22 protein-coding genes and 2 pseudogenes are annotated in these 24,763 nt (G+C 47.3%); 5 read left to right on the forward strand and 19 right to left on the reverse strand.

Features of this window, described 5'->3' with window-relative positions; translation table 11 throughout:
* Positions 1-75: 75 nt before the first annotated feature.
* The 3 genes and pseudogenes from NSU00_RS12420 to NSU00_RS12430 all read left to right on the forward strand — a co-directional run bounded on the left by NSU00_RS12420 (position 76) and on the right by NSU00_RS12430 (position 2,439).
* A complete protein-coding gene (locus NSU00_RS12420) occupies positions 76-1,644 on the forward strand; it encodes a multicopper oxidase family protein (protein WP_340703736.1) in 1,569 nt (522 codons plus the stop codon).
* A 295-nt stretch (positions 1,645-1,939) separates the two neighbouring features.
* Positions 1,940-2,089, forward strand: a pseudogene (locus tag NSU00_RS12425) (TetR/AcrR family transcriptional regulator); the annotation flags it as partial.
* Positions 2,090-2,097: 8 nt separating this feature from the next.
* Complete coding sequence (locus NSU00_RS12430; RefSeq protein WP_259299114.1) at positions 2,098-2,439, forward strand: YhgE/Pip family protein; 342 nt, start codon at positions 2,098-2,100, stop codon at positions 2,437-2,439.
* A gap of 345 nt (positions 2,440-2,784) precedes the next feature.
* Here the strand turns inward: NSU00_RS12430 and NSU00_RS12435 are convergent, their stop codons facing one another.
* From NSU00_RS12435 to NSU00_RS12480, 10 genes are all read right to left on the reverse strand, one after another.
* On the reverse strand, positions 2,785-4,080 hold the full coding sequence (locus NSU00_RS12435) for a TIGR02679 family protein (protein WP_340703737.1): 1,296 nt from the start codon (positions 4,078-4,080) through the stop codon (positions 2,785-2,787).
* Positions 4,081-4,211: 131 nt separating this feature from the next.
* Positions 4,212-8,324 carry a TIGR02680 family protein gene (locus NSU00_RS12440; RefSeq protein WP_340703738.1) on the reverse strand — a complete coding sequence of 1,371 codons (4,113 nt, stop codon included), beginning with the start codon at positions 8,322-8,324 and terminating at the stop codon, positions 4,212-4,214.
* Complete coding sequence (locus tag NSU00_RS12445) at positions 8,321-9,484, reverse strand: TIGR02678 family protein (RefSeq protein WP_340703739.1); 1,164 nt, start codon at positions 9,482-9,484, stop codon at positions 8,321-8,323. Before NSU00_RS12445 ends, NSU00_RS12440 begins: the two co-directional genes overlap by 4 nt.
* Positions 9,484-9,609 carry a hypothetical protein gene (locus NSU00_RS12450; RefSeq protein ID WP_017554812.1) on the reverse strand — a complete coding sequence of 42 codons (126 nt, stop codon included), beginning with the start codon at positions 9,607-9,609 and terminating at the stop codon, positions 9,484-9,486. The genes NSU00_RS12445 and NSU00_RS12450 overlap by 1 nt, the downstream gene beginning before the upstream one ends.
* Positions 9,609-11,099 (reverse strand): TIGR02677 family protein, encoded by a 1,491-nt coding sequence (locus NSU00_RS12455; protein WP_061564997.1) that lies wholly within the window; start codon positions 11,097-11,099, stop codon positions 9,609-9,611. Before NSU00_RS12455 ends, NSU00_RS12450 begins: the two co-directional genes overlap by 1 nt.
* A gap of 483 nt (positions 11,100-11,582) precedes the next feature.
* Positions 11,583-13,274, reverse strand: coding sequence for a methyl-accepting chemotaxis protein (locus NSU00_RS12460; RefSeq protein WP_340703740.1), 1,692 nt, complete (start codon positions 13,272-13,274; stop codon positions 11,583-11,585).
* A 222-nt stretch (positions 13,275-13,496) separates the two neighbouring features.
* A complete protein-coding gene (locus NSU00_RS12465; RefSeq protein ID WP_340703741.1) occupies positions 13,497-14,348 on the reverse strand; it encodes a DUF817 domain-containing protein in 852 nt (283 codons plus the stop codon).
* A 2-nt stretch (positions 14,349-14,350) separates the two neighbouring features.
* Entirely contained in the window at positions 14,351-14,566 is a 216-nt protein-coding gene (locus NSU00_RS12470; RefSeq protein WP_017554817.1) for a helix-turn-helix domain-containing protein, read from the reverse strand.
* A gap of 10 nt (positions 14,567-14,576) precedes the next feature.
* Positions 14,577-15,059: a DUF2975 domain-containing protein gene (locus NSU00_RS12475; protein WP_061565000.1), complete on the reverse strand. Its 483-nt coding sequence runs from the start codon at positions 15,057-15,059 to the stop codon at positions 14,577-14,579.
* A 243-nt stretch (positions 15,060-15,302) separates the two neighbouring features.
* Positions 15,303-15,665, reverse strand: coding sequence for a hypothetical protein (locus tag NSU00_RS12480; RefSeq protein WP_061565001.1), 363 nt, complete (start codon positions 15,663-15,665; stop codon positions 15,303-15,305).
* 141 nt (positions 15,666-15,806) lie between these two features.
* On the opposite strand from NSU00_RS12480, the gene NSU00_RS12485 reads away from it, so the two are divergent.
* On the forward strand, positions 15,807-17,219 hold the full coding sequence (locus NSU00_RS12485) for an L-cystine transporter (protein ID WP_340703742.1): 1,413 nt from the start codon (positions 15,807-15,809) through the stop codon (positions 17,217-17,219).
* 74 nt (positions 17,220-17,293) lie between these two features.
* Here NSU00_RS12485 and NSU00_RS12490 read toward each other — a convergent pair whose 3' ends face one another.
* The 9 genes and pseudogenes from NSU00_RS12490 to NSU00_RS12530 all read right to left on the reverse strand — a co-directional run bounded on the left by NSU00_RS12490 (position 17,294) and on the right by NSU00_RS12530 (position 23,309).
* The gene (locus tag NSU00_RS12490; RefSeq protein WP_017554820.1) at positions 17,294-17,776 is read right to left on the reverse strand and encodes a DUF456 domain-containing protein; all 483 of its coding nucleotides are present in this window, start codon (positions 17,774-17,776) and stop codon (positions 17,294-17,296) included.
* A gap of 72 nt (positions 17,777-17,848) precedes the next feature.
* A complete protein-coding gene (locus NSU00_RS12495; RefSeq protein ID WP_340703743.1) occupies positions 17,849-19,315 on the reverse strand; it encodes a PH domain-containing protein in 1,467 nt (488 codons plus the stop codon).
* Complete coding sequence (locus NSU00_RS12500) at positions 19,312-19,806, reverse strand: PH domain-containing protein (RefSeq protein ID WP_026104894.1); 495 nt, start codon at positions 19,804-19,806, stop codon at positions 19,312-19,314. Before NSU00_RS12500 ends, NSU00_RS12495 begins: the two co-directional genes overlap by 4 nt.
* A gap of 93 nt (positions 19,807-19,899) precedes the next feature.
* On the reverse strand, positions 19,900-20,403 hold the full coding sequence (locus NSU00_RS12505) for a kinase (RefSeq protein ID WP_340703744.1): 504 nt from the start codon (positions 20,401-20,403) through the stop codon (positions 19,900-19,902).
* A gap of 20 nt (positions 20,404-20,423) precedes the next feature.
* The gene (locus NSU00_RS12510) at positions 20,424-20,630 is read right to left on the reverse strand and encodes a zinc ribbon domain-containing protein (RefSeq protein WP_017550109.1); all 207 of its coding nucleotides are present in this window, start codon (positions 20,628-20,630) and stop codon (positions 20,424-20,426) included.
* A 320-nt stretch (positions 20,631-20,950) separates the two neighbouring features.
* Positions 20,951-21,946: a tRNA dihydrouridine synthase gene (locus tag NSU00_RS12515; RefSeq protein ID WP_029713771.1), complete on the reverse strand. Its 996-nt coding sequence runs from the start codon at positions 21,944-21,946 to the stop codon at positions 20,951-20,953.
* Positions 21,947-22,136: 190 nt separating this feature from the next.
* Positions 22,137-22,349, reverse strand: a complete 213-nt coding sequence (locus NSU00_RS12520; protein WP_328192496.1) for a LysE family transporter — start codon at positions 22,347-22,349, stop codon at positions 22,137-22,139.
* 103 nt (positions 22,350-22,452) lie between these two features.
* Positions 22,453-22,587, reverse strand: a pseudogene (locus NSU00_RS12525) (zinc ribbon domain-containing protein); the annotation flags it as partial.
* A gap of 17 nt (positions 22,588-22,604) precedes the next feature.
* Positions 22,605-23,309 carry an alpha/beta fold hydrolase gene (locus NSU00_RS12530; RefSeq protein ID WP_340703745.1) on the reverse strand — a complete coding sequence of 235 codons (705 nt, stop codon included), beginning with the start codon at positions 23,307-23,309 and terminating at the stop codon, positions 22,605-22,607.
* 92 nt (positions 23,310-23,401) lie between these two features.
* Here NSU00_RS12530 and NSU00_RS12535 point away from each other — a divergent pair.
* Positions 23,402-24,564, forward strand: a protein-coding gene (locus tag NSU00_RS12535) for an IS3 family transposase (RefSeq protein ID WP_371862244.1) whose coding sequence is annotated in 2 segments (ribosomal slippage) — positions 23,402-23,645 and positions 23,645-24,564 — 1,164 coding nt in all. Because the reading frame shifts where the segments join, the coding sequence is not laid out codon by codon here.
* Positions 24,565-24,763 lie beyond the last annotated feature (199 nt).

Below are 24,763 nucleotides of genomic sequence, written 5' to 3' on the forward strand. Positions count from 1 at the left end.
CGCCCTTTCCAAAAGCCTTGATGGTTCATATTCTGTTAGAAATGTACGTCATCAATTAATGAGGGAGTGGGGAGTTTGAGCCCGAATTTAGAAAAGTTTGTTGACCGCCTGCCGCTCGCGGAAAAAATCCGGCCAGTGCGGGAAGAGGGCGGGATCGCATATTATGACGTCACAATGGAAGAATTTCGGCAAAAGCTGCACCGGGATTTAAGGCCGACAAGGTTATGGGGGTACAACCGCCGCTTTCCCGGGCCGCTTTTTGACGTGCCGCACGGGAAAAAGATACGGGTGAAATGGACGAATCATTTGCCGCAAAGACATTTTCTCCCGATTGACCCCACCATCTTAGACGGGATGGGAACGGACTTTCCGGAAGTGCGGACCGTCGTGCATCTCCATGGCGGGGAAACCAAACCGGACAGCGACGGCTATCCGGAAGCCTGGTTTACGCGCGATTTTAACGAAACCGGGCCGGCATTCAAAAATGAAGTTTATGAGTATTCAAACAAACAGCGCCCCGCCACTTTGTGGTACCATGACCATGCGATCGGCATTACGCGTCTCAATGTGTATGCAGGCCTGGCCGGCATGTATATCATTCGCGATCAAAAAGAAAAGGTTTTCCATCTGCCATCCGGCAAATATGAAATTCCGCTGCTTCTCACGGACCGGACTTTTAACAATGACGGTTCCCTTTTTTATCCGCGCCAGCCGCAAAATCCGGGGCCCGGAACACCGGATCCATCCGTCGTGCCATTTTTCCTCGGCGATACGATTCTTGTAAATGGAAAAGTCTGGCCCTATTTGGAAGTGGAGCCGCGAAAATACCGGTTCCGGATTGTCAATGCGTCCAACACGCGGGCCTATCAATTGTACCTTGATTCTGGCCAGGCTTTTTACCAGATCGGCACGGACGGCGGGCTGCTAAGGCGGCCGGTGCAAGTCGGAAATCTGGCACTGGAACCGGCAGAACGGGCGGATTTGATCCTTGATTTTTCCGAATATGCCGGGCAGACGATTTTACTAAAAAATGACCTCGGTCCAAATGCCGATCCGGCCGACCAAACCGGCGATGTCATGCAGTTTCGGGTCGTGCTGCCGGTTTCCGGAGAAGACACAAGCCGCATTCCGCCGTCCTTATCTTCCATCCCGGTTCCTTCCAGCCAAAACGTGAGCGCCATCCGCCATTTAAAACTGACCGGTGCAACCGATTCATACGGGCGCCCGCTTTTGCTTCTGGACAAAAAAAGATGGATGGATCCGGTGACGGAAATGCCAAGGCTCGGCACAACTGAAATCTGGTCGCTTGCCAATACAACGGCTTTTACCCATCCGATCCATATCCATCTTGTCCAGTTTCAAATTTTGGACCGCCGCCCATTTGACTTGGACTTGTATAACGAAACGGGCCAAATTGTATATACCGGCCCTGCGACCCCGCCGGAACCGAATGAACGCGGCTTTAAAGATACCGTTGCCGCACCGGGCGGGCAAATCACCCGCGTCATGATGCGGTTTTCCCCGTATGCCGGCGACTACGTATGGCACTGCCATATTCTCGAACACGAAGACTACGATATGATGCGCCCGTTCCAAGTCATCGATCCGGATCTCCCAGAGTCAGACAGCCCCCTTTCGGATTAAAGGCTGCTAACAAACGAATGAAGCCCAACCGGTTTGCAAGGCCTTGAACGGACGGGGATTTACGAATCGCTTTTTGAATAAATCAAGCCCGAAACCCCGGTTTCCCGGATAAATCGTAATAGAATGCCATTTATCCGGGAGCCAAAAAACCGGCAATTAAAAAAATTGTCACATGCAATTTTGGCCATCGTCTGTTATACTAAAAATGGAAAGCGGATTCATTCCGTTATTTTTTTGCTGTATATATACTACTTGACCAAATCATTCATTTGGTCAAAAAAGGGAGGGGGTTGCAATGGCAGACAGGAAAAAGCTGATTGTGGAAGCAGCTGCGAAATCTTTTTCTGAATTCGGCTACAAAGCGACTACAATGGACCATGTAGCAAGAAGTGCAGGCGTCGGCAAAGGTACAATTTATACTTTTTTTAAAAACAAAGAAGAACTGCTTCAATTATGGCGCTGATTCAATTTTTGGTTACGTTTTTGCAAAATCCCGGCAGATTCCTTGCCATTGTTATTTTAATCCTGCAGCTGACGAGCAGCGCCGGGACTTTTCCATTGGAAGTCATTCCGAAATTCATCCAATGGTTTAACCCGCTGTTGCCGATGACCTACAGCGTGCGCGGATTTAAAGCGGTTGTTTCCAGCGGAGAGATGGGTGTGATGTGGCAAAACGCCGGCATCCTGCTGATTTATATCGTAGGTGCCGAAGTCCTCACCCTGTTGTACTTTGTCATCCGTTACCGCCGCCAGTACGGACAGTTGCATGAACATACAGTACCGGAAGAAGTTTAAAGATTTGATGCCGGGCCCTGGGATTTTTCCGGCCGGCTCATAACAAATTTAACAGGCTGCCCGGCGAGATGGCCGGGCAGCCTTTTTTCCAGCCCGCTCCGATTCCGGAAGCAATCTGTTGATTCTTTTAGATACCGCTGGTTTTCGGGGCGTGCTGCCAGTTTTTTGGATAAGCTTGCTGTTTTTAGTATTCCTTCACGTAGAACGCTCGATGTGAAGAAAGGCTGGGGCTTTTGCCGGGTTTATTCACGTATGGACTCTCTGCGTGAAGGAATCAATGCCTTTTTTCCCGGATATTTTAACACAGGGGCGTTCTATGCGAAGCATCCGAATTTCCGGCCCATGTCATATCTCTTTTCCGCCCGCCCATCTTTTTTTCAAATCTTCTACAAGCAAATCGGCAAGGCCTTCCTGGTACCCCGCTTTTTTCTTCAACCGCATTTCATTTGCCACTAAAAGCAGTTTAGGAGATTGAACCGCATCCAGCTTGGAAAGCCGGGCGGATATATCCTCTTCCGACAGAACCCGCAAGTATGCATCCGGGTCCATCCGCCAAAATACCGTTTGCCCGGGAAAACGGTTGCTGAGGCGCTCCGCCATGACAACGCCTTCCGGATCGAGATCGCCCGAATAATAAAAAGTACACCCGTTTTCCGCAAGACGCTGCAGCATGATCCAGGCAGCAGTGCGGAACTGGCCGTGCGTGCAAATCACAGGCGCATCGGGCACTTCATCAAGCACGGCCGAAGCCACGCCGGAATTCTCAATGATCCAGACTTTTTTTCCCACCCGCGGCCAAATGTTTGTAAGCTGCAATAATTCTTTCACCGGGACATTCATGACCGTCCCTAGAGCAGCTGCTTCCCGCCAGACCGGGTGCAGGCCGTTTTCCGTTTCCGCCAAAAATGCGCGGCACGTCACAAAACTCCATAAGTCATCCCGCATCAGCCCGGCATTTGCGTACAGTTCGTTCAATTCTTCCGTCGTTTTCGGCATCTCTTCGATCAGCCCTTTCAACAATTGGCTGGTGAACAAACAATGGACAAAGAGCCTGCCTTCGAAACGGTTCTGGTCAAAAAAATGCGGGTTCCCTGTCACACGCTGGGAAAAAAACGGAATTCGTTCATATTTCCCTTCTTCCGGCAGCATTGTGGAAGCTTTCAAGACGGTTGTGAGCTGTGCGGACAACGTATCCGGATCCTGCTTGTACGCATGCCAGATAAAACGCGTGTCAGCCGTTTTACCGGCAATCCGGCGCCACCACCAGTTTCCGCCCGGCATCGTCTCCGCCAGCCGCGCCAAAAACTGTTCCTCTTTCTTTTTCTCTATTTCCCCTTCTTCCGCTTTGGAAAAAATTTTTTCCCTCAAAACCGCTTCAAGCAGCTCAACCAGGGTGTACTTGCCGAAAACAGTCGGCGCCAGCGCCTTTTCAAATGCCCGCAGCGAAATTTTGTTTTTCTCTCTGAGCAAATCAGGGGACGTGCCGGTAAGACCTGCAATCGCCTCCAGTTCAGTGCGCGTAAAACCGGCAAGACTGACGGTTCCCCCGATATGGCCGAGCGAACGGTATTTTTCTTTAAAAAGGCGGAACAGTTTCATCATCCCTGGTTCCTTCCTTAACAGATCGATCGCATCATTCATCCTTCCCAACTCCTTTTCACAAGCTCTCTCCCGACATCTTGTTTCCCGCTTCCGGAACCTCTTTTACACCGGTCAAAAGAGGCCGGAATGGTTTCTTTCATCCCGGCCGCACACTGGCAAGTCTATGCTTTTCAAAGCAGGTCCGGAGCTCCTGCCAATGCTTCTTTCCGGTTCTCCACAATTGACCGTTTATGCCCGTCCCACCGGTAGCGGATTACTGTGACATAATTGGCGTTTTTCGGGCGGACAAGCTCGCAGATGGCAAGGCTGGAAATGGTGTCATAGTCTCCCCAAAGCGCCTGCGAATTCATAATATAATTGAATCCGAGCTGCTCGACGACTTCGAACATGTCGCGGATATTGTTTTCATCCACCCCGGCAAACGCTTCGTCCAGCGAAATGATATACGGCGCCATACTTCCTGCCTCCAGATAGCGCGAATATGCTGCGGTAAAAAGCGGAATATACATGGCCATCGCTTTTTCCCCGCCGCTGAATTTGAAAAATGCAGTATTGCTCAGCTCGCGTTTCGGCTCGCCGGCACGTTTGTATGACAGCACGAATTGGAACCATTTCCGGTAATCGAGCACTTCTTTTAAAACTTGATGGAGCGTCGACCCTTCATTGCGGATTTCAATCAGTTCTTTGGCAGCCGCAATCCGTGAGCGGAAGTGTTTTGTAATCCGGTTTAAATCGTCCTCGTTTAAAAACTTGCTGTTGCGCTGCAGCAACGCGACAAGATCTTTCGTATCGAGCTCGTCTTCGGACTCCGCCGTTTTTTCTTTCCAGGCAATCGAAAAAGTAAGTCCGGACGAATTATCCCGGTTTCTCATAATCGCGTCCATTTCTTTCACCCACTTGGCTGCCCGCTGGATCCGGTTCCGCAAGATGACACCAACCGTATTGACGATAATATCCTCGTACAGCCTTCTGTCCTGCTCATCCAAATAACTTTGCAAGTTTAAAAGTTCTTTTTCAAGAGACTCGAGTACCGTATACGGGCTCACCCTGCGGCCGCGGTATTCCATCTGGATGAGGCGGCGGCCCCGCAAACCTTCCCATTCCTTTTTGAACGTTTCGTAATAGTCATCGAGTTTTTCAGTGAACCATTCTGGCGGATCCGCTTCTTTTGTAAACTCGGACATGCGGTACTCTGTTAAATTCGATTGTTCGTTGAAAAAAATTTTTGTCAGGTTTTCATTTAATTTTGCGCGGTCATATTTTTCCAGCACGCCGGAAAACGCCGCCAAAATGCTTTCCGGTTCCGTATCTCCGCTTTCCACGAAGCCGAGTGAAAGCTCTTCTTTTACGAGTTTCTCCCATTCCGCGGCCATATTTGCCCAAAATGTGGCGCGCGTTTTCGCAAGAGACAAATCGGCTATGCACTTTTCAAGTTCTGCTTCTTTTTTCGGCTTCGTTTCGTAAATCTCCCTGATTTTTTCGTCCGTACTTGCATATTCATGCTGGACTGCCTGAATCCGGGCGCGGACCTCCTCAATCCCCCGCAATTTCAGCTGCTGCTCAATCGCTTCGATATCTGCCGCTGTTTTCTCCCATTCTGACCGGCGGATGTTCTCTTCACCGCGGATTTCATCGAGTTCCTGCTCTTTCTCAAGGATGTCCGCAGCAAGGCGCGCGAGCATTTTGCGCCTGGAAAACAACCGTTGAAAAGTGAGCTCCAGATTGTGAAGATGTTCTTCATAACTTTTCGCAGCAGCCAGCGCTTCATCGAGCGGGCCGCTTTGAAGTGCAAGATTCAGGCCGGCCCCTTGCTCATGCAATTGCAGCCGGATGTTTTGCAAATCCTGGTATACTTGTTTCCATTCGCGGTCGATGTCGCTCAGAAATTCCTGTTCCTGCTTCAGGCTGCGCGCCGTTTTTTCCATCTGTTCTTCAATGTCGCGCAAATCTTTGTCATCCGGAATGCCCGCTTTCCAATCTTCTGCTTCCTGTACTTTGCCGGCCCAGTCTAAAAGGCTGTTTTCCATTTGCAAAAGAGCAAGGCGGATTTCAGCAATCTTTTGCTCTGTTTCTTTGATTTTTTCCTGCTGGTACCGTTTCCGGGACGTTCTGCCGATAAATTTGGAAGGCCCTTCATCCGGGGCATGCCCAACGAGGCAGCCGATTGAAAAAGAGCCATCCGCGTCAATGTGAAAACCGCTCTCCGATGGTTCAAGCGGAATGCTGCGCAGCACTTCGTCAATGCGCGCGGCTGATACCGGGCTATCGTCATCCGGATCCGGCTTTAAGTAATCGGCAAGCGTGTATCCGAGAATGTGCGGGTTCGGGCGGATGACCCGGTCGTGGACAGGCGTAACCGGTTCTTCCGTAATCAGGCTGTCCAAAATCCCCGTCTGCCGGAGTGCCGCTTCAATTCTGGCTTTTTGGGCATCGGCCACATGATCCTGGAATTCCACCGCGGCATAAAACGGGAGATAGCGTTTCCCTGATTCATGGAGACGCGCACGGAAAGCCTCCGTATCTGCGGGGCGTTCCGGGTTGGCAAGTTTCAAGTTTTGCCAATACACAAGCGTTTCTTCGGCTTCGGCCAATTCCTGTTCTTTCGCCTTTTGTTCCTGCTCCGCGCGTGAAATTTCCGTCCGCACTTGCAAAATATAATCATTTGCCGCGTCCACAATTTCTTCCCTGACCGCTTCATAACGGTTTTCTTCGTACAGCCCGTCCAGCGCGCCGGCAATACGCCGGAGCCGCTCGTCTGTAAAAGAGAGGGCCGGATGCTGTTCAATCCACAAAAACACGGCATCTTCCAGCTCCTGCTTTTGTTCGGTAAACCAGTTTTCCAAATGGTCGAGTTGTTTCCGGAGTTCGTCAATTTCCTGCTTTTTGGCAGATGACTGGCGCTGCAGTTTCAGATGCGCTTCGTGAAGCCGCTCCACTTCTCCGGCCAGTTGCCGCAGCTTTTGCAAAAGTCCGCTGTGCTGTTTCGTTTCCCGCTTCCAAACCGAAAAATCAAAAGCTTCCCCCTCATGCCGCGAAAAATCCCCGGCGTTTATCCCGTGCCCGGTAAAAGCTGCATCCCCGGCATCCAGTGCCAGTTCATCCAGTATCTCCTGCATACTGGATTCATCCTTGCTGTTTTCTGTTTCCAACCGGTCCTGCTCCAGGCGGATGTCCAAAAGCTGGCTTTTCTTTGCTTCCCACTTTTTCTCCAGATCCGCTGCTTCACTTTTTAACTTTTCAGCCCTGGCCTGTTTCTCCCCTTTTTCTTTCTCAAGGCGCCAAACTTCATGGTGCTGCAGCCGTTCCTGTTCTGCTTTTAAAACGTCGCGTTTTTGTTCGTAATGCTTTTTCTCTTCTTCCAGATTTTCAATCACGCCGCGCAGTGATTCAGAGCGGGTTTCTAACGTGCTGGCGTCCTGCTTGGCGTCCTGCAGCCTGCTTTCGGCCTCCCGCCATTTTTGGGCGCGTTCCGCTAAAATATATTGATTGTAAAGATCGTATTGGCGCACCAGTTTCTTTGCCGATTCGTGCTCCCGTTCAAGCTGCTCAAGCTGCTGCTCCGTTTCGTCCATGCTTTCAATCGTGTCGGACAAATGGCGGAGCTCGTCATCCGTCAAAGGCGGCAGCGCGGACTCGAGGATTTCATAAATGACCGTCGGCTTGAAATCTTTTGACAGTTTCGGGCTTCTCAGCTGAATCAAAAGCTTGATTAAATCTTCAAAGGCTTCCATCGACTGAAAACCGAAAATATATTTGTTCACCAGTTCCATATATTCTTTCTGCGAGTGGACGAGATACCCCCCGGACCCGATCCGGTTTTCAAGCTCTTTTGCAGACAACGGGATCCGCTCTGACTGGCGGGTGTGCGCCAGTTCAAAATCGTAGCCGATCCTGCGGTTGTCGGTCAGGACGAAATACCATGATTTTAACGTTTTATGCCGCTTTGCCTGCATGCCGATGCCCGTTGTGATATACTGTTTTGTCCCCTGCTTTTGGTATTCCAGAAACAAGTAGCCGGTCCGCTCGTCATGGCCGGACACTTCCTTTTCCCCAAGCAGGTAATCTTCCATCTTCCTTGCTTTTGACCCGAACGGATCAAGCCGGTCAGGCGTCTTTTTTCCGTCCAGCAAAACCGGTAAAATGCTTTGCATCGTCACCGATTTCCCCGAACCGTTTGTGCCGCGCAACAACAGCTTTCCGTCCGCAAATTCAAAAATTTCATCGTCATAATACCAAAAATTTAACAGGCCGGCGCGGTTCATCACCCATTTTCCTTCTGTCACGGTTGCTCAACCCCTTTCTCAAAATCAGCTGGATACTCGCCTGCAAGCACGCCCAACAGCGGTTTTATCCGGATCAGCCCCGCCGCTTCATCCGCTTCCGCCATCATCCATTCTTTCATCGTTTCGACCAATTCCGCACATACCGCCTTTGTGCCGGCGTCCCGGAAATGTTTCGGCCATCCGCGTTCGAGGCGGGAGCGCATCTCGTCAATGACCGCTTCAAATTCGCCTTCCGTAAGCAAAATTTCCCCCGCTTCATTCGGAACGTATTTTTCCGGGTGGTCATGCAGCGTCTTTGACAACTGCAGCATCAGATCCGTAGAACCTTTTGCATTCGGGTAAACATGGTGGTAACTCCGCGGTTCTGCGGCAGATAAAAAGGCTGTGTTTTTAAAAACATGGAGCTTATAACGGCTGTGTTCTTCAATGTCCTCAAAAAGCCGGTTGCGGAAATTGCGGATATAAAGAAAATCGGGGTCCTGCGTATCTTTCCGGTGCAGGCCGGGGGAGAAAAACAATTTCCGGTACACCCGCTTGCGCCGTTCATCTTCCTGATTCTGTTTCCAGTCTTCTTCAAGGAGCCCGGTCCAGTCCGCATAACTTGTAAAATCATCCGGAAAGCTTCTTAGAAAATAGCGGCTGTAAACGGTCGCTTCATATAGGACTTCCTGGTCTTCGTAAGTGTCAAACCTGGAAATATCGCCGTCTATTGTCCGGATCAGATGGAATTCCATCAGTGCCCGGACCGCCCGGATGAGCGACTTCCGGTGAAGATAAAGCGTCCAGTCCAGCCCATCTTCCACAGGATAATCGTTTTGGATCTCCTGGCACATCTCCGACAAGAGGAACTGTTCATCCACCGCTTTTCCTTCCAGAAAAGAAAGCGCGCAGCAAAAAATCGCATAATCCATCGGCTCCTGAAAATGCGGGATGCCCATCCAGCTTTCCGGTTCCACCGGGATTTTTTCAAGTTTGATAAAATGCTGGTGGATGATCAGCCTGAGCCCGAATTTCTCGCTGATGTAACGGCGCAGCACTTTTTCGCGCTCGCGGATGAGCTGGTACCAGTCCGGGTGCTCAGACCGCAAAATCCAGTAATGATGGAATAACAGGTCCATCCCCTGCACCGCTTTTTCATCAAAAACTTGTAACGGATCCATCAGTACTCTCCTCCTGACAGTTCAAATATGGCATCCGGTGCCATCCCCGTGCCCATCAGTTCGCCGCGGATAAACCGGGCTATCCCCTGTACTCCTTTTTCAGCCAAAATATGTACCGGGTTCATCAGCGCTCTCCTCCCGATAATTCAAATACAGCATCCGGCATGATCAGTTTCCCGTCTTCTGCATCCAGTGTGATGATCCGATCCGGGTCAATCACAACTTTTACGGACATCCCGTAATCCGTTTTTACTTCATGGTTTTTCGCTGCCATCGATTTTCCGATCCAGCCGAGCAGCACTTTCCGGACAAACGGCTCCACTATCCCGATTTCAGCAAGGCGAATCTCCCCGTTTTTCATATATTTTTCAATCAGCTGCTTTTCCTGTTCGCGCTCTTTTAAATAGGCGAGCCGCTGCTTTTCTTTCTGCTCATGGTTAGAACGGAAAGCGCCTGGCTTTGTTTTCTCGCGGTACCGGTTCGTTCGCGGCTTGATTTCCCGCATCTCCGGCTGTTCTTCCCATGTCTCGGCATGAAGATTGTCCGTTGTCGCCTCCTCCAGGTGCAAATGCCGTACCGTCACCGTCCCGAACACGACGGATGACAATTGATGGGCCTCTTCCAGATTACGGCACCCGGCAAACCATTTGGAAAGGTGCAAATAATCTTTTTTCCGGCTCCGGAAATGTTGCTGGCGTTCACTGATCCGCTGAACATAACGGGCCATCCTCCGGATCATTTCATTTGTCTGCATCTGCAGCATTTCCAGTTCACTTTGGGAGGAGCTGGCCCCAAGAAACCACCGCCGCAAAGACTCCCAGTATTCCCGGAATTCTTCCAGCCATTCTTGTCCGGAAGCAGCCGTATCTTCCAAGCGGGGAATTTGGCGCCTGTGTTCCACGAGTTTTTCAAAAAGCGGCGCCAATATATGCGTATCCAGTTCCCGCAACCTTTCCCGGATTTGCAGCGATGTTTTTTGCAACGAGACGATAAAATCACGCAAATAAGCCGTGAATTGGTTTTTATATACGAGGAAGGCTTCCGTCTGCATCCGTTGTGATGTCTTTTCGCTATTGATATAGGCTATGTAATCCGCTGTATTTGTCCGGATGGTCCCGAAAAAGTGAAAAATGTCATCCCAAATGTGCATGTAGTGGGCTGCAGGTTTGTCCAACGGCTGTTTCAGTTCTTCTTCCAGTTTTGCCAAAGAGGCGAGCAGACGGTCAAATTGCGAACGTTCGAGCGATCCCTGGAACTGGTCCCCCAGTTTTTCAAGCTGGATCAGCATCCGCTCGATTTCCACTGTGTAAGGCGTACACTGGTAGCGGAATCTTTTTTTCTTATATTCTTCGATGGTTTTGGCATTTGTCATATCCTGGCGGGCAACCAGGTTATTCCATTTTACCAGTTGGGCCAACTGCTGGTGCAGCTGTTCTTCTTCATAATCGTGAAAAGCCGGGAGCGAGCGCAAATATTCGAGCACTTCCTCCGGCGAAATAAAGTCGCGCATCCTTTCATGCTGCCTGTAAAAGAAGCGCAAAATCACGCGGTACTGGGCAGCAGAATCCGCCGTCAGATAACTCGCTTCGACAACTTTCTTCATGATCTGGTCCATTCGTTTCACCACGTTTTGGTCGTATTACTTCTATTGTATAAGATTTGCAGGAATTTTGACATAGAAAATATGTTTTTGCAGGTTTGGAGCGGGCTGAGCCTTTCGTGCACATGTACTTTTTATGCGGGAACAGCAAAGGCTGCCGGTAAAATTTCGGCAGCCTTTTAGGTTACAGACACCTTTCCCCTGTTGATTTTCCTCACCACCGCAATGATGAGCCTGCAAATGAAAAATTTGCCCATCATACTGAAAAAAGAATGATACCATGTCCACCCTTTCTTCTGGATTTTATGGCTGGTGAAATTCACATGTTTATACACCATTCTTTCCACATCTCTGGATAACTTTCCCTCAAGTTCTTGCGGCGTGCAGGCTTTTGATGTAATTTTTTTGATTTTGCTTCAGAAGAAGTTGCCCCTTTGCCGCAGAAAGGTTGCCGGCTTTTGCCCTTTTAAAGGCGTTCGATCGGCGCGGTCCGGATAATTACAATTTAAAATGCTGGATGCCATCATGCAGGTCCTGGGCCAAATGGGCAAGTGCGTTAGAGAGGGACGAGATTTCTTCCATCGTTGCCAGCTGCTCCTCGGTTGCTGCACTGCTTTCCTGGTTGGCTTCAGCGGTCTTAGTGGAAATAACCGCCAGTTCTTCCAGCGTTTTTGTGATTTGGGCGCCCTGGTCATCCAATGACTCAACCGAAGCTGCCACTTCCTGCACTTTTCCCAACACATTGTTCATCGATTCAGAGATTTTGATAAATGCAGCGCCTGCATCCGAAGATTCTTTCAGCCCTGTATTGATCTGATGATGGCCTTCTTCCATCGCTTTGACTGCATGTGCCATTTCCGTTTGGATATTGGAAACCATTGTCCGTATTTCATCCGCAGAGTTTTTAGACTCTTCCGCCAACTTTCTGACTTCATTTGCCACCACCGCAAATCCCTGGCCATGTTCCCCGGCTCTTGCCGCTTCAATCGTTGCGTTTAAAGCCAGCAAATTCGTCTGCTCTGCAATGGACGTAATAATTCCCATGATCCGGCTGATTTCCTCGGATCTTTTCTCCAGGCTGCGGATAATGTCAGAGGCATTGGCAACTGTCTTTTCGATATGATTCATTTGGTTTTGAACATTTGAAACGGCCCTGTCCCCTTCTTTTGTCAGCGTATTTGCAATTTCAACCGCTTTTTTCATGTCTTCGCTGTTTCCGGCGATTTTGTGCAATTCCAGCGACATTTGTCCTACGGTTGCTGTTACTTGCTGGATTTGGACCATTTCGTGATCCGTCTTTTCAGCTGCCTCCTGGGTGACCTCGGCAATATGTTCAGAAGCCTGGTTGCTTTGTTCGACACTCGCCGCCAGCTCCTGGCTGCTGGCTGAAACCTGTTCGGAAGCTTCGCTGACCTGGCTGATGATCTTTCTTAAATCTGCAGTCATTTCATTTAATAAGCCGGCCATTTGCCCCAGCTCGTCCTTATTTTTCACATGCACTTTTTCTATATTCAAACGGCCTTCCGTAATGTTTTTGATGGCTTCGGAGACAACCCGTACCGGCCTTGAGATTGCCCGGCTCAGCAGCAGGAGCAGCACGATTCCGACCAAAATGGAAACAGCCGAGATGCTGCTGATCAGCAAAATAAGGAAGTGAACGGTTTTTTCATTTTTTTGCTTTTCAACATCCAGCACGTGGTTGATCCCTTTCACAAGCGCATCAGTTTGGTCGCCCAGTTCCTTGCCTATTTGCCGCCCGGAAGTAGATACAAGCTGCAATGCCTTTTTCTCCTGCCCATTTTGTTTATAGGCAATTTCCTCATCTAAGATCGCAGTGTACTGATTAAATAATGCTTGCTGCTCTTTAACATTGCTGATGTTTGATGGGTCGGTCAAGCGGCGCAGCAATGCTTTGCTTTGGGCTTTATAGTTGTTGGTCGCCTCTTTATAGTCATCTAAATAAGCCGGTTCGCCTGTCAGCAAATACCCCCGTACTGCGGCTGACTGTTCCCTCACACTGATCTTTATATTTTTGGCGGAATCCAGGTTTTTCGTTTGGATACCGACCAGCTTGGCATACGTGCTGTCCAGCTTGTTTAAGCCAATATAAGCGCCGGCTGAGACAATAATCAAGAGTGACAAGATGGATCCAAATACTAAAAATAATTTGCGGGACACGGTTAAATGCAAGTTCTCTACCTCTTTTCTGCCTTTATTTTACTTTCTATATTTATATCGGCAGAAGCGATGGTTTTTAGAGATGGATGGAAACCACAAATTTAACAATTTTGGTAAAGGCTAAAAGATGTCATGCTTGCATTTGTATGTTTTAAGCACAGCCGGCAATCCAGGAAAAAAACGTCCCTGAAATCCGTTTAGAGACACTTTGAAAATAGAATGAAGATTTTTGCATCATTTTTTTTCAACCACCCCCGCCTTTTTCCCGCCCGGCATATTTCCTTTTACCTGCTTCAATACCGCCACGATCAAAAAGCTGACAATCACAAGCAAGAGCCAGGAGCTTACTTTGCCGAAATGGACAGGGCTCCAGGTGCCGGCCTGATCCGGATATTGCCAGGCGCCAAAAAACGTTGCGATATTTTCAGCGATCCAAATGAAAAATCCGATCAGTACAAACGAGAGGGCAACCGGCATGCTGTAGCGGGTGCCGTTTACCATGTATGTAACCCGGGATTTCCAAAAAACAACGAGAACAAGCGCGGAAAGCCACCAGCGAATGTCGATCCAAAAATGGTGGGTAAAGAAATTCAAGTAAATAGCGGCAGCAAGCGGAAAAACGGCAAGAAATGGCGGCCATTTCACGAGCCCAACTTCAAGCCTCCGCCACGCCTGGCAAATGTAACTTGCGACGCTCGCATACATGAAGCCGCTGTACAATGGCACACCCAAAATTTTCACATACCCTTTTTCCGGATAAGACCAGGAACCCATATGAATTTTAAAAATTTCCAGTGCAAGCCCAATCAGGTGGAACAATGTAATAACCCTTAATTCGTCCACTGTTTCAAGCCGGGAATGCACCATCCACCATTGCATGAAAAGGCAAATGATGAGCAGCCAGTCATACCGTGGCAAAAATGGGAGCGGCACGATTTTTGTCAGCGCCAAAGACGCAAAAATCACAACAGGAAACAGGCAGGACAGGGCCTGCTCCCGGGCAAATGAGAGGAGTTGGATGAGCACCCGCTTCATTCGCAGCCTTGCCGTTTTTTTCTGAATATGCTTTTGAACGGTTGCCTCCATGGTCACTCCTCCTCTGTTCCCCGGTATTCCAAAATATCGCCGGGCTGGCATTCCAACGCCTTGCATATCGCGTCCAAAGTGGATAACCGGATCGCCTTTGCTTTCCCGTTTTTCAATATCGACAGATTGGCCATGGTAATGCCGACCCGCTCCGAAAGTTCCGTCACACTCATTTTCCTTTTTGCCAGCATGACATCAATATTGATGATGATCGCCATATTTTCCACCTCAGACCGTTAAATCATTTTCATTTTTCATTTCGATTGCTTCCTGCAAAAGCCTCTCAAGCACAGCGGCAAAGACGGTGATGACCGCTGATGCAAAAATAATGAAAAAACAAATGGCGAGAATCCCCGGGGCATCATCTCTATCCGCCATAAGATAAAAAAGCGGGCTGCCTGCCACGTACAACAGGCCGATCGCTGCGGCACAGGATTTAATTTTTTTCAGAGCTGTTACGGAATTTGCCGAAAAAGCAGTGTTTTTGTCTATCAAACCCAAGAGTATGAAAGCCTGGTACAATGCAAAGTAAAAAGGGAGTGCCGCCCCGTACATCACAAGCAGCACGAGAAATTCCATAAAAGCAAAATCCGGAACCAGGCGGGCTGCCAGTTTTCCGATTTCCGGTACCACAAAAATGCACAAAGCAAGTATCGGGATGCCAATCAAAATGACCGCCAGCCTTAAAAAGAGGGTTGATCCCCGTTTCATAAAAAAACACCTCACTGATGAATTGTCGTTTTGATTTTAGCACATGATTTATCGTTTTACAATAAATTGTTATTATATTTCAATTTATTTTTATCCTAATTCAATGTCTCATTCCTTTACCGGTATTCCCGCAGTACCCCCGGTAAACGGCCCGCCGCTTCATCGTGTTTGAAAAAAAAGAAAGCCGGAAACCATTGGATCCGGCTTAAAAGTTCCCGGTTTTAATCGGGGCGTTTCTTTTCATTACTCATCACAACGATCGCATTCATCCGGAATACCCGGATCTACTGTAATGTTCTGTTCATATCTTTGATAAACATGGCGCGGAACGTTTACAACATGTTTCCTGTTTACCTGGATGATGGGGTGCACATAAGTGACGTTTCTTTCAACATAAGTGTCCTTATAAACATACCGCGGTTCGCAAAATACCGTGTTGCTGGTACGATTGGATTGATTGCCGGTGCTGCTTACATTGCCGGTATGATCGTAACGGTCTTCAGGCTGTACAGCGCTGTTTCCTGCATTGGTATTGTCCGCTCTCCCATCGTCATGATGATCGTGCATCCAAGGGACGACTGGTGTCTTTTTCCGCCGTTTTTCCAAACTCTTCACCTCCCATTCTTTTTTCAATATATTAAATGAAAGAAAAGAACAGATTGAAACGGACAAGTACCCAATGGGAGATAAAATTCCGCCGCCAAATACCTCACTTGACATATCGGAATAAGATGATTAAGATGAAAAATGTTAACAAAAGGAGGGGAAAAGTTGGACATTTTATACATTATCATCAATCTGGCCGTCTTCATGATCCTTTTGGCCGGTTTGTATGCCATGCAAAGAAAACATGTTTCGTTTTCAAAACGCGTTTTCTCGGCATTGGGCATTGGCATCGTTTTCGGCATTATCCTGCATTTCTTGTACGGCACGGCGTCGTATGTGACCAACCATACGATCGACTGGCTTAATATTGTCGGCAGCGGTTATGTTTCGCTGTTGCAAATGGTCGTCATGCCGCTTGTCTCCATTTCCATTTTAGCGGCGTTTACGAGGCTGAAATTAACCAAAAACATAGGAAAAATCAGCTTTCTTGTACTCGCGTTTTTACTTGGCACAACTGCGATTGCCGCTGCGCTCGGAATCGGATCCGCGCTTCTTTACGGGCTGGATGGCATCCACTTAACGCAGGGTGCCGCTGAAGCCGCACGGAATGCGGAACTGAAAACAAGCGTCGCCAGCGTAAAAGACATGACCATTCCGCAACAAATCGTTTCCTTTCTGCCAAATAACCCGTTTGCAGATTTAACCGGCGCACGCCCGACTTCCACAATCGCGGTGGTGATTTTCTCCGCCATATTGGGGATGGCCTATCTCGGGGTAAAACGCAAACAACCTGAGCAGGCGGAACATTTTGCAAAAATTATTGATACTTTGTATACGATCGTGATGCGGGTGGTTACCCTTATTTTAAGATTAACGCCATATGGAGTGCTCGCATTGATCACCAAGGTCACAGCCTCAAGCGACTATGGCGCGATTGTAAAACTGGCAAAGTTTGTGCTGGCTTCTTATACAGCGATTATCGTCATGTTCCTGGTTCATTTGCTGCTTATCAGCCTGGCAAAATTGAGCCCGGTACGATATGTGCAAAAGGCGCTGCCGGCACTCACCTTTGCCTTTACTTCCCGTTCCAGTGCTGGCACGCTGCCGCTCAACATTGAAACACAAACAAAACGTTTCGGCATTTCAGAAGGGATCGCCAATTTTTCGGCTTCCTTTGGCCTGTCCATCGGGCAAAACGGTTGCGCCGGCATTTATCCGGCAATGCTGGCCATTATGGTTGCCCCTTCTGCCGGCATCAACCCGGCAAGCCCGTCTTTCATTATTACGCTGATCCTTGTTGTCGTTGTCAGCTCATTCGGCGTTGCGGGTGTCGGCGGGGGCGCCACTTTCGCATCCCTGATTGTCTTGTCAGTGCTCAACCTGCCGATTGCGATTGTCGGCCTTCTGATCTCTGTTGAACCGCTGATTGACATGGGCCGGACGGCATTAAATGTCAGCGGCGCCATGACTGCCGGTATTTTAACCGGCAAAATCACCGGCGAAATGGACAAAAAAATATATCAACAGGAAGATGCCGATCTTCTTGAAGCATAATAGAAAAAAGCCCTGTGTTAACGGGGCTTTTTTCTATTATGCAACCGGCTGCCGTAAAAGAAACCGAAAATCCGTTAAAAAGAAACGGCTAAACCAAACCAAACGATCATGACGATCTGTATGAATGCTTTGGCGATACTGCTGTTAAGAAACCCAATGATCGTGGCAACGCCCACTTTTACAGCCTGGACGGGATTTTTCGTCATCAGGATCTCCGTTATACATACACAAACAAACGGAACAAGGATAATTCCAAAAGGCGGAATGACAAAAGAGCCAACAATCGTTGCAACCGCAGCAACCCTTTCAGATATTTTGGACCCGCCGTATTTTTTTACAAAATATCCGTTTGCAATGATATCCGCCGCAATAAGGACAATGCTTAAGATGACCATGCTGATCCAAAACCAGACAGACAATGCATGCGGATTAATGAAAAACTGATAGACTGCAAATCCGGCCCACAGCATCACAATAGATGGAATGACAGGATAGATGATGCCTGCAAAACTTAAGATGAATAAAATCACAATGGCCGTCCAAAGGATAAACGTCAATCAGATCCCTCCTCTACTCCCGGCATGTGCCGGGACTGCATGAAAACCGTGATCATATGAAGGCCAAAACAGTCATTCCACTTTAACTTCCTTTCCCCGCCCCATATACCATTTGTAAAACATCCAGGCAAATTCGGTGGGGACATCCTTTACCCCGTTAAATTGAATCGGTTTTGCACGATTCATCGTTTCAATGGAGGCAAGGCCCAGCCATTTTTGAAAAAAGTTCCGGGAAACGCGCACTTCAATCACTTTTTCCCGCTTGGAAAGGAACAAAGAAGTCGTAAAAATGCCCGATTGTAACTGAATAAAACGGTCATTCAATACATATTTCGTATGTAAATAACCGATCCATCTTGCGACCAGTATCGATACGAACAGAAAAGCGGACAAAAGCCACCACGGAACACGCAAGCCGAAAATTTCTGGCTTCCAAAAATATAACACGACTGTGGCGATGATCCAAATCCAGCTCGGGGCAAGCAGCCGGACCCATAAAGATTTCTTGGGAAGCTGCCTCATCTCCTGTGCCACTTCATAGTCCGGCAATATCTCGTTTATGATTTCGTACGCCCTTTTAACCGGCAAAAAAGGATACAGCGAGTTTAATTCAAGTTTCTCCCCTTCAAAGTCAAGCCTTCCTGCACTCGTCAGCTTTACTTCCGCCAGCCCGAGCAGCCGTTTCAACAAAGACTGTTCCACTTCAACAGCCTGCACTTTATGCTTTTCGATAAAAAAAGACGTTTCTTCAATTACCCCTTTGGTAATATAAATCCGCTCATCATCAGAGGAGATTTCATATTTCCCATACTTCAAAAAGGTCCGTGCCATGCCGAAAATCACCGCAATAAGGGCCACAAAAAGAACAATACCCGATACAATCCACCAGGAACTGATTATATAAGAGAGCATCCCTCTCGCCTTTTTATCAATATCAACAATATCGTCCACATTCGAATAAAAAGAAAAAAATACAGGGATGACGGCAAGCGGGCTTAAAGATGTAAAACTTGCTTTTAACGTATCTTTTCTCGTCGGTTTAAAATGGACCACCCGTTCCTTTTCCTTTTCTTCCGCATCCGGTTCAAACGTTTTACGCTTATCATTCTGTACGATGTCAATGATTCTTTCCGCTTCTTTCCGGGTAATCACTTCAAATAACACGGCCGCTTCATCCCCGGAGATACCGGTTTCAAAGCTGACAGAGGTGACATGAAAAATCCGGTGAAAAAAGGATGTATGGCGGTTAATGTTTTGGATTTTCGAAAAAGGAATCGTTCGTTCTGTTTTGTTGAATATGCCTCTATACAGATGAAAGGCGCTTTCATCCAGTGCATATTTATGTGTGTACCATTTCAAAAAATGATATACCATCACGATTGCAAAAAAGAGCAAAAACAAATATCTGCCATATGTAAGCACGGGAGAATGGGAACCGGCATTTACGATAAATAAGATAATGAAAAGGATGAAATAGCTTTTTACAAAATCACCGATACGAAACAAGATCAAAAGGGGATGGTACCGTTTTTTCTTCACGACTCCACCTCCCTGATTTTTGCATAACGCGCAATTCGGTTTCTTAACGCAATGGCCTCCTCTTTAGGCAGAGCCGGAATGGTATGGGACGTCCCCATGGTGTCCACAGTCACGGAACAGAGCCTGTATTTCTTTAAAATGGGGCCTTGTTCGGTTGCAACCGATTGGATTTTGGTCATCGGAACCAAAGAATGTTTTTCGTTCAGCACACCCAATTTCATTTGTAAAAATTCTTCGTTCACATCGTAACGCCAATTTTTATAGCGAAAATACGAACTTATCCATGACCAGATCATACTGCCTATATCCAACACGAGTAAACCGTATAATATCCAGCCGATCCATGCCGGCCAGGCAAAGCGATGGTCGAGATAAAGCAACACGGCGAGAACCACAACCCCTGCTCCGGCCTCCAGCGTCTCACGTATGATCCAAACCTTTATTGCATCTTTGGATAATGTTTGTCGAGGTTCATTTATATCTGAATACATTCCATCACCTTTAAACATGTTTTCTTCATTTCAATTCCTGGCAAGAGATATGGCTTTTCGCTTTTCCCATGCAGCATATTCCGATATACAAAATTAAAGATCAATTTCCAGTTGATCCGCCATCAGTTTTATGATTTCATCCTGTGACATTTCATTTGTTAACATGGTTTCCCCTTTCACCCCCAGTTCGTCTCTCGGATTCCACCAGGTACGCAAAGCTTCTTCCCCGAATTCCGTTTTTTTCAAACGCATATTATGGCGTCTGACTGTTTCCCAAAACGTTAAGCGAAAATAATAAATATACGCCTTTGGATGGTAGAATTTCATTAAACGGGACAACATTTCCCCGTAACGGTTTTTGTTTAAAATGCCTTCGACAATCACAAATCTGCATTTTCCTTTGCCATATTCCGCAATTTGGCGAATGAACTCAACAGAGAGGTTTCCTTCTTTGTCCGGCACCTTTAACATTTCACGCCGGACAGTATCTTGTGAGACAAGAAGCGTTCCCGGCCCCAAATGGCTTTGAAGCCTTTTGGCGATCGTTGTTTTTCCGCTTCCGGAGTTTCCCCGTATGATAATCAGCTTCGTTTCCAATTATAAGCACCTCCCCGGATTTAGCCCCCGAAGAATAAGTCCAGAATATTAGAGGCGGTGGAAGTTTGTTTATGATAGAACTCCGAATAACCGCAGTTTTTGCAATACACGACAATGAATGTGTTGTTCTGGACATCAAATAATTTTGACAGACCTGTTCCCGTCATTGCCACTTCTTTTTTCCCCGCATGCTTAGACCCGCACTTCACGCACCCTTTTTCAGACATGGCACTTTCCCCTCCTCATCATTGTTACTTTTTTATACGGGCGGCAGCAGAAAAAGTTTCAGGCATTTCAACTGCATAAGGGGCAGCAGGGATTTCTGATCCGCCAAAACGGCTGAAAACCCAGAACGATGGGTTTCTTTTCTGCGGGAGCCGTTTCAACGGCTGAATCATATGCCGGTGCGGGTGCCGCGGCAGATGGAAAGAGCCGGGTGTATTGGCCTACGGGGCTTTCCTGCCGTTTGGCACAGCCGCGCATCTATTGCGATGAAAAAGATATAAAAACCGGGCTGTTTTTGTATCGGGGGTATTCAGGGGGAATGCTATACCGTTTCCCCCTCCATCTGTTTTGTTTCAAAGTGATCAAGCAAGGTGCGCACTTCATCTGTTGAATCTGTGCTCATTAGTTGGTTTCGCAACTCGCTCGCTCCCCGGAAGCCTTTGACATAGATCTTAAAAAAGCGGCGAAGCGGTGGAAACGGGCGCGGCTCCAGTTCTGTTGAATATTTGTCAAAGAGATCCAGATGCAGTCTTAAAAGATCAAGCAATTCCTTGCTGCTGTGCTCTTTCGGCTCTTTTTCAAAAGCAAACGGATTTTTAAAAATGCCGCGCCCGATCATAATCCCGTCGACACCGTACTGGCGGGCTAATCTAAGGCCGGTTTGGCGGTCAGGGATATCCCCATTAATGGTCAAAAGGGTATCCGGCGCCACCTCATCACGCAGTTTTTTGATCTCCGGAATGAGTTCCCAGTGGGCGTCCACTTTGCTCATTTCCTTTCTTGTACGCAAATGGATGGAAAGGTTCACGATGTCCTGTTTCAATATGTGCGTAAGCCAGTCCCGCCATTCATCCACATACGTGTAACCAAGCCTCGTCTTTACACTCACAGGCAGTCCGCCTGCTTTTGCGGCTTGTATGAGTTCAGCAGCAACATCCGGACGGCGGATCAGGCCGCTTCCCTTCCCCTTTGTTGCTACATTCGGCACAGGGCAGCCCATATTGATATCCACACCGCTGAACCCGAGTTTTTCCATGCCCATGCTCATTTGTCGGAAATATTCGGGCTTGTCCCCCCATATATGGGCCACAATCGGCTGCTCATCCGCCGTAAACGCCAAGCGGCCGCGCACACTTTGGTTCCCCTCGGGATGGCAATAACTTTCCGTGTTTGTAAACTCTGTAAAAAACACATCCGGCCTGCCCGCTTTACTTACAACATGGCGAAAAACAACGTCCGTCACATCTTCCATGGGTGCCAGTATAAAAAATGGCCGTGGTAAATCGCGCCAAAAATTTTCTTTCATAATAAAAATCATAACCTCCCCTGTCTGGTACCGGGCCAAACGTCCAACACAAAAAAATTTTAACCTCTTTTACACTTATAACATGGCTCGGTCGTTTTTATCAAACGGGATATTATTTTGAATGTTGTCAAATCAAAGCGGGCGATCGTGAAAGCCACACCTGGGGATGGAAAAAACCATGCCGTTTTACAGCAACGCCGCCTTAAACCAATGATTGAACAATATAAACCGCCATCCCCCACATGATGACTGCAGAAACTTTGTTTATGAAGCGTAAAAATCTCCCTGACTGGCCTAATCTCCCAATCCCTCTTCCCGCAATCGCCAATCCTGTGAACCAGATCCACGAAACAAGCATACAGGCAATGGAGAAAGCCGCTTTTTCCGCCCCTGCATAGTGTGAACTACCCTCCACTTATCAACCTTACGGTCTGATTGAAGTGGGGGCTTCTCGGGTAATCCCGTCTAATGACAGAAAATTGACCGAGCTAACCCTCTTGTTCCAAAAGTTTTGTTACTTATGATAACGCTAATAAGCGTATACCTTCATTTTTGATATTGATTGCTGAATTGTGATCGCGATCTAATACAAAGCCGCAAGAACATTTATATACACGTTCAGATAATGGCATTTCTTTTTCCTTGCCGCAACATTGATGCTAGTATAGTTTCATGGACACCCTTTAGTGAAATATAATATTGCAGTTTCATTCATTTGCCTGATAACTGGATAGGAATGGTCCCCCGCAATACAAAGCGCGGGCACTTTAATTTGCGGCAAGAACGGGGTGAAATCAATCCCCCTGACCGCCAGACGCTGTTTATACCATTCTCCAGATCTTTTTTGCAGCATTCCTTTTCGAATTGCACGATAAGCCAAGTCCCACTTATAATAAGTGATCTTCATCGAGCGTAAAAAGAATTCACCTGGCAAATAATACGAGAGCGAACTGATGAGATCGATCATGGAGACGAATTTGCCAAGCATAGTTGTCCTGACATTTATACTCAAGCAGTCTGAAATCACGATTGCGCTTACTTGGTTTGGATACAAATTCGAGAATTTCTGAGCAATGATTCCACCATAGGAAACGCCAACAATTACAGCTTTTTTAATTCCCAAATACCCCAGGAGGAGACTTAGATCCTCACACTGGGTTTCTATAACTCTTCCAACCGGAACTTTCAAATTTCCAGACTGTCCGTTTCCTCTCAGATCAAGGAACACAGTTTGATACGATTGTTTAAAATAATTTTTTTGAATTTCAAACATTTCATGTGTTAGTCCAAGACTATGAATAAAGACGAGGGATGTTCCTTGACCACAAACTTCATAATATAGCGAAGTTCCATTCACTTTCCAAAGTGGCAACATTCCCAACTCCTTTTCGTTAACATCTGATGCTAGTATAGTTTCATGGACACCCTTTAGTGAAATATAATATTAACGAAGGGATGTGTCCTGATATGGGTAACACAAGCGAAAAACGTAAAAGTTATCATGCTGAATTTAAAGAAATGGTGGTTGAGCTTTATCAAACTGGAACACCAGTAAAACAGATCTGCAGCGAATATGGCCTGTCTGAAACGACAATCTACAAATGGATCAGAAAACAAAAACCGGTTAAGCTGGATGACGGGAGCTCTTTTACCCCGGAAGAATTTCTGAACCTGCAAAAAGAATTGCACCGGCTGAAAGAGGAAAACGAAATCTTAAAAAAAGCTATGGCCATATTCGCAAAGAAGTAGATCAAACCACTGTTATATCCATGATTGACGAGATAAGAGCCAAACACCATTATGACCTTAAAACCATGTGTACGGTCCTTGGCGTGCCGAGAAGTACCTACTATCAATCCAAACAAAAAAAAGAGTCAAAAACAAAACGGGAAAACCGGGAGTTGACAGACAGAATACGAAAAATCCATACGGAAAGCAAGCAGAGGTACGGAGCGCCGAAGATCCGCCATATGCTTGAAAAAGAAGGGCTCAAAGTCAGCCTGAAACGGGTTCAGCGTTTGATGAAGGCTGCAGGCATTTATTCCATTATCAGAAAAAAGTACCGTCCCCATTCCAATAAGGGCAAGATGGAAGAACACGATAACCTGCTGAACCAGGACTTCTCAACGACAACCATCAACGAGAAATGGGTTACGGATATTACGTACATTCATACTTTGAGAGACGGTTGGTGCTACCTGGCTTCCGTAATGGATTTACATTCCAGAAAGATTGTCGGTTACGCTTTTGACCGCCACATGACGACTGAACTGGCTTTAAAGGCAGTAGAAAACGCTTATCAGGCACAACGTCCAGGTCCGGGATTGATCTTGCATTCTGATTTGGGATCCCAGTATACAAGCGAGAAATTTGCAGAATACATGGAAAAGAAGCAGTTCAAACACTCCTTCAGTAAAAAAGGTTGCCCATACGATAACGCCTGCATTGAGTCTTTCCATGCAATTCTGAAAAAGGAAGAGATCTACAGAGTCAACTATTTGAACTTTCAAGCTGCCAGAAGAGCCTTATTCGAATTTATAGAAGGCTGGTACAATCGGAAACGGATTCATAGCTGCTTGGGCTATATGACGCCACAAGAAACAGAAGACAGTATCAAAGGGGCAGCGTAGTGCTCTTCACAATTTTACAAGCATCCGCTTTACATGGAGTGGCGGGTGTGGCAGGCTTGTTTGCCATGCGAAAGAAATCATTGCCCCTTTCGCCCTTCGCATAACACCACGCCCGCAGAGGCTCCATGTCAAGCGACCAGCGATGTCATGAAAAATATGGCATGAGATCAAAATTAAATTTCACTTATTGGTGTCCAAA

The sequence above is a fragment of the Weizmannia sp. FSL W8-0401 genome (assembly GCF_038009125.1).
Taxonomy (GTDB): domain Bacteria; phylum Bacillota; class Bacilli; order Bacillales; family Bacillaceae_C; genus Weizmannia; species Weizmannia coagulans.